The organism is Arthrobacter sp. H20 (assembly GCF_000520515.1).
Classification (GTDB): Bacteria; Actinomycetota; Actinomycetes; order Actinomycetales; family Micrococcaceae; genus Arthrobacter_D.
On the sequence record NZ_AZRY01000230.1, the window covers coordinates 1 to 5270 of the forward strand.

General features: G+C 62.3%; 5 protein-coding genes and 1 pseudogene. 5 read left to right on the plus strand and 1 reads right to left on the minus strand.

Annotated elements, in window-relative coordinates; translation table 11 throughout:
* The 5 genes and pseudogenes from Y703_RS22290 to Y703_RS17370 all read left to right on the plus strand — a co-directional run.
* The coding region (locus tag Y703_RS22290) for an HAD family hydrolase (protein ID WP_026551407.1) at positions 1-386 on the plus strand (386 nt) is incomplete at its 5' end.
* Complete coding sequence (locus Y703_RS0102155) at positions 376-1842, plus strand: MBL fold metallo-hydrolase (RefSeq protein WP_026551408.1); 1467 nt, start codon at positions 376-378, stop codon at positions 1840-1842. The genes Y703_RS22290 and Y703_RS0102155, both read left to right, overlap by 11 nt.
* Positions 1827-2579 (plus strand): endonuclease/exonuclease/phosphatase family protein, encoded by a 753-nt coding sequence (locus Y703_RS0102160; protein WP_026551409.1) that lies wholly within the window; start codon positions 1827-1829, stop codon positions 2577-2579. The genes Y703_RS0102155 and Y703_RS0102160 overlap by 16 nt, the downstream gene beginning before the upstream one ends.
* A 740-nt stretch (positions 2580-3319) precedes the next feature.
* A complete protein-coding gene (locus Y703_RS21865; protein ID WP_155849374.1) occupies positions 3320-3484 on the plus strand; it encodes a hypothetical protein in 165 nt (54 codons plus the stop codon).
* A gap of 158 nt (positions 3485-3642) precedes the next feature.
* Positions 3643-4840, plus strand: a pseudogene (locus tag Y703_RS17370) (IS110 family transposase).
* 276 nt (positions 4841-5116) lie between these two features.
* Here Y703_RS17370 and Y703_RS23300 read toward each other — a convergent pair.
* The gene (locus Y703_RS23300) at positions 5117-5269 is read right to left on the minus strand and encodes an SDR family oxidoreductase (RefSeq protein WP_081743343.1); all 153 of its coding nucleotides are present in this window, start codon (positions 5267-5269) and stop codon (positions 5117-5119) included.
* Position 5270 lies beyond the last annotated feature (1 nt).

Genomic DNA, 5270 nt, shown 5'->3' on the forward strand with positions numbered 1-5270 from the left:
AGCACCTCGATGATGTCTTGCTGCGCCTGGGACAGGGTCGCAGGCTGTTGTTGGCTACAAACACACCGGAGGAGCTCGCGGGACCGCTAGTGCGACGACTGGATATGAGCCAGCCGTTCGACGTGGTGCGCTTTGATGCCCGCAAGCCCGCTGGGTGCGCGGAACTCATCACCCACGCGAAGGATCAGTGGAACACCCAGCCACCGGAAGTGCTGGTGATCGGTGACAACCTCTGGAATGACCTGCTGCCCCCCGCAGGGCAAGGTTGCCGGACTGTGCACATCGATCCGCTCCACACGGATCCGGGCGCGCGCTGGTCCAGCGCCCGCTATAACGACTTTTCCGAGTTCGCCACCGCACTCAAGGAGATTCCCGATGGCATCTGACCACGAACCGACCCTGACCTTCTTCAACGGGACCACGACCATCGGCGGAGTACAGGCTGCAGTCCAGACCGAGAATTCAGCCCTCTTCTTCGACTTCGGTACAACACCAAACCCCACCGGTTCCTTGTTTTCCCGCTCCTCCCCCGCGCCCGCTGACGGAAACCTCGTTGCTCAGTTGCGGGCCGGAATGGCTCCGCTGGTGGACGGACTCTATGACCCCGCCCAGCTCGCGTCGACCGGCGGAAGCGTGGCCTCCGCCGTCGAACCCATGACGCGGCCAGGCCGACTGTTGGACAAGACTGCCGTCCTGGAACGGCCGGAAGCCATGGGCATCTTTGTCAGTCATAACCACAATGACCACTGCGCGTTGCTCCCGTTCGTCAATCCTGACGTTCCCGTCTTCATGAGTTCCGATGGCGCTGCCCTCCACACGGGCCTAACCGATGTGGGAGTCCTGCCACCTGCCCCGGCCACGGTCCGCGGTTTGGACGAAGGCGAACATATAACTATCGGTGACATGGATCTGGAACTCGTCCACGTCGATCATGATGTCCCCGGCGCCGCTGGTTTTGTCCTGCAGGCAGGCGACCGGCGTATCGCCTGGACTGGAGACTGGCGCGGCCACGGTCATTCACCGGAACGCATGGCAGCTTTCGCGGAGCGGGCAGCCGGGGTGGATCTCCTCATTACTGAGGGCACCACACTCCGGCCCGACTCAAGCCCGACCAGGCCGCTATCGGAGACCGAGGTTGCTGAACGGGTCGACAGGATCCTGGGAGCTACCGACGGACTGGCCTTCGTCACCCCCTACCCTCGTAACCTCCGACGACTGGCCAGCCTGCGTGACGCGGCGGTAGCGAACGGGCGGACCCTCGTACTCCGGCCGGAAACACTCGCCGGATGGCGTGCCGCCGTCCACCATGGACTGAGCAGCCCCCGCCCGAACGACGACGGCGCAACCGTCGCGGTCCTTGCTACCGGCAACTCCATAGATCGCATCGCAGCCGATGAAACACTGGTAACCATCGATGACCTTCACCGGAACCGCAATAGCTTCCTTGTGGAACTGCAGGTGCCAGACCGGTGGGTTGCCCTGGCTACTGGAGCCGGTCCCGGGGATGTGCTGATCCACACCAACGGGGAGCCGCTCGGAGCCTGGGCGCCGGAATGGACCTCGCTGCAGGCATGGGTGGCAACTCTTGGACTGGACTTCGTCTGGCTCGACTCCGGCGGCCATGCCAGTCCAGATGATCTCGCCTGGCTCGTCGATGCTGTAAGCCCGGGAGCCGTTGCAGCAGTGCATAGCGCCCACCCGCACCTCTTTCCCCGCTCCTCCACCCGGCTCATCCTTCCTGCCCGCGGACAATCCTTCCAACTATCTCAACCCGGACCACATGCCCTCGGCGCACGCGGCGCCGATTCAGAAAGGACGATGATTCCATGCGTTTCGTTGTAATGACCCACAACATTTGGGCGGACAATCGCTGGCCCGAACGCGAACCCGCACTGCGGGCACTGTTACGCACTCGCCGTCCCGATATCTACGCCGTGCAAGAGCTTCGCCCCGCCACCCGCGCGGTGATCGACGGCGAACTTCCGAACCACCGACGGGTCGACGATGAAGACCGTGGCTGGAGCCATGAGAGCTCAATCTGGTGGAACTCGGATTTGTTCACCGAGCTGGAGCATGGCGCCATCGACATCGGCATCGGGGTGGACGAGATCCACCGCGACCGGAAGCTCTTCTGGGTTCGGCTCGCCGCCCAGGACGGAACCACCTTCGTTGTCAGCACTGCCCACTTCTGCTTCCCGGGGACGGAGCGCGAGCTGACCGAGCACATCAACCCGAGGATCGCCCAGTCCGAAGCTGCAGGAGCTGCCGTAGCAGTTCTGGGTGCGCACGGAGCTCCGGTGCTGTTTATGGGCGACCTTAACGAGTCATGGCATGTCACTCGGATTCTGCATGCCGCCGGCCTCAAGGATTCCTACTCCGCCCTTGGAGTAACTCCCGGCCCCACCTGGCCCACCGTTCCCACCTGGCCTCAACCCACCACACCTTGGGTCATCGACTTCCAGTTCCACTACGGCAACATCCGTGCATTAAGCACTGAGATTGTCGACTTCTTTGAGGGAGACATCGCACCCTCCGACCACAAACCCGTACTCACCACCTACGGCTTCGACATCGACTAAAAAAGCCGAGCGCGGCAAAGAACCGCGACTGTGGACCGGTGGATCGCGCTTGGGAACGCTGGTTGAAAGTTGGCGTGCTGTTCATATCCTCCTGAGCGGACGTTTCCACAGGAAGGGCAGGGTAGGTTCCGCCGGGGAAGTGAGAACCCGGCAACCTCCGCCCCCAACGGGGCGGGTGCCACACCTATCTAATCAAGCAAGGGCCACCCGATCCGAAGCCAGACTTGGAGCAAGGTGTGGAGCAAGGCACACGATCGGGCCCAACGGTGATGTACTCGATATCGGTGACATCGCGAGCGGCAACAACGTGCTCAACGGGATCGACACCGATGTGTCGGATAACCTGAACGGCAATCTCAGCGGTAATGACGCTGCACCTGGCCCACCGTTCCCACCTGGCCTCAACCCACAACACCTTGGGTCATCGACTTCCAGTTCCACTACGGCAACATCCGTGCATTAAGCACTGAGATTGTCGACTTCTTTGAGGGAGACATCGCACCCTCCGACCACAAACCCGTACTCACCACCTACGGCTTCGACATCGACTAAAAAAGCCGAGCGCGGCAAAGAACCGCGACTGTGGACCGGTGGATCGCGCTTGGGAACGCTGGTTGAAAGTTGGCGTGCTGTTCATATCCTCCTGAGCGGACGTTTCCACAGGAAGGGCAGGGTAGGTTCCGCCGGGGAAGTGAGAACCCGGCAACCTCCGCTCCTACCGAATCCAAGAAATACAAATCATGAAGAGGAAATTCGTATCGCTTGCTGCCACCGTCGCACTGGCCGCCGCGCTGGGCGTGGCCGCCCCCGCCAGCGCCGCACCCGTCGACCCGCAGGGACCTCCGGCCCAGACAGGGGTGCGTCCATCCGGTGAAGGCACCCGTTACTTTATTCGTAGGCCCTAACGGTGTGAACTGTAAGGGTGTTGGCCTATCGGGTCCGGCATGATTATTGCCCCCAGTCGCTCATGATCCGGGGGGTGTTGTCACCGGACCTGATTGGCGTCGGGTGATCGCTAATAGGGGCTCGACCAGGAACTTTTCTTCGAGTGGACGGAGTAGTCATGATCGAGAACTACGACAGCGTCGACGTGTTCGTCGGTGTCGACGTCGGCAAGGGCGAACATCACGCCGTTGCTCTGAATAAGGCAGGCAAGGTCGTGTTCGACAACGCATTGCCGAACAACGAATCGAAGGTGCGGGCGGTGCTGCAGAAGCTAAAGCACCACGGTACGGTCCTCGTGGTCGTCGACCAACCAGCCACGATAGGTGCGTTGCCGATCGCGGTCGCCCAGGCTGAGGGCGTCCTTGTCGGGTATCTGCCGGGGTTGGCGATGCGGCGCATCGCTGACCTCCATGCTGGCGAAGCCAAGACCGACGCCCGAGACGCCGCCATCATCGCTCAGGCCGCACGAACGTTGCCGCATGCGTCGCGGTCAATCCAGCTAGCCGATGAATCCGTCGCGGAACTATCGATGCTTTGCGGTTTCGATGACGACATTCTGGGACAGATGACCGCGACCAGCAACAGGATCCGCGGCCTGCTGACCCAGATCCACCCCGCATTGGAGCGGGTCGTGGGCCCACATCTGGACCATCCAGCGATGCTGGACTTGCTGCAGCACTACCCGTCACCGGCGGCGATGAAGACCGCCGGAACAAAAAGGATGGCGACCCGACTACTGAAGTTGGCACCCCGGATGGGACGGCGTCTGGCAGAGGACATCACCCAGGCATTGAGTGAGCAGACCGTGGTTGTGGTGGGCACCAATGCCGTAGCGACCGTTCTGCCGCGCTTGGCCGAGCAACTCGCAGCTCTGCGGCGGCAACGGGCAGAGATCGCCGTAGTGGTGGAGAAACTGGTAGAGGCCCACCCTCTTTCCTCCGTCCTGACGAGCATGCCCGGAGTCGCGTCAGGACCGCAGCAAGGCTTCTCACCGAAGTTGCCGGCAAACACTTCGAGTCTTCCGGACACCTTGCCGCCTACGCAGGTCTGGCTCCCGTGACCCGCAGATCCGGCTCATCGATCCGAGGTGAGCACCCGTCCCGCCGTGGCAACAAGATCCTTAAACGCGCCCTGTTCCTATCAGCATTCGCAGCCCTCCGGGATCCGATCTCGAGGACCTACTACGACCGGAAGATCGCCCAAGGCAAACGCCACAACCAAGCCCTCATCGCCCTGGCTCGCCGACGCTGCGACGTCCTGTTCGCATGCTCCGCGACGGCACCCTTTATCAAGCAGACCATCCACTCGCCGCTTGACAAGAACATAGGGGCACCCCCCATTGCCGGTAAATTCCCCCGACTTGAACAGCGCACGGACCCAAAGACAGTATTGCAGGATCAGCACGACGATTATCGTGGTGCTGCCCTGCGGGGCCTCCTGCGTAGGGCCGAGCGCGGTGTCGGCAGGGGCGGGGGTGTTCGGTGTCATCGCGGTCTATCCAGTGATCGGGTGCGTGTATCGCTCCGATACGCCAAGGGCGCCGGTTCGGCCAGGGCCTGACTCCGGCGCTCCTGGGTAAGGGTGAGTTTGGACTAGTTGCGCCCGGCCATGACGCCGCCGTCGACGTTCCAGATGGCGCCAGTGACCCATGACGTTGCAGGCGACAGCAGGAACAGCACAGTCGATGCAACGTCTTCTGAGGTGCCGGTGCGGCCAATGGGGTGGAAGGCGTCAAAGCCGTCCATA

Excerpts from the sequence above, each read along its gene's own strand:
- Y703_RS0102160 (WP_026551409.1), top strand. The coding sequence starts at position 1,827 with ATGCGTTTCGTTGTAATGACCCACAACATTTGGGCGGACAATCGCTGG.
- Y703_RS23300 (WP_081743343.1), bottom strand. The coding sequence starts at position 5,269 with ATGGACGGCTTTGACGCCTTCCACCCCATTGGCCGCACCGGCACCTCA.
- Y703_RS0102155 (WP_026551408.1), top strand. The coding sequence starts at position 376 with ATGGCATCTGACCACGAACCGACCCTGACCTTCTTCAACGGGACCACG.
- Y703_RS21865 (WP_155849374.1), top strand. The coding sequence starts at position 3,320 with ATGAAGAGGAAATTCGTATCGCTTGCTGCCACCGTCGCACTGGCCGCC.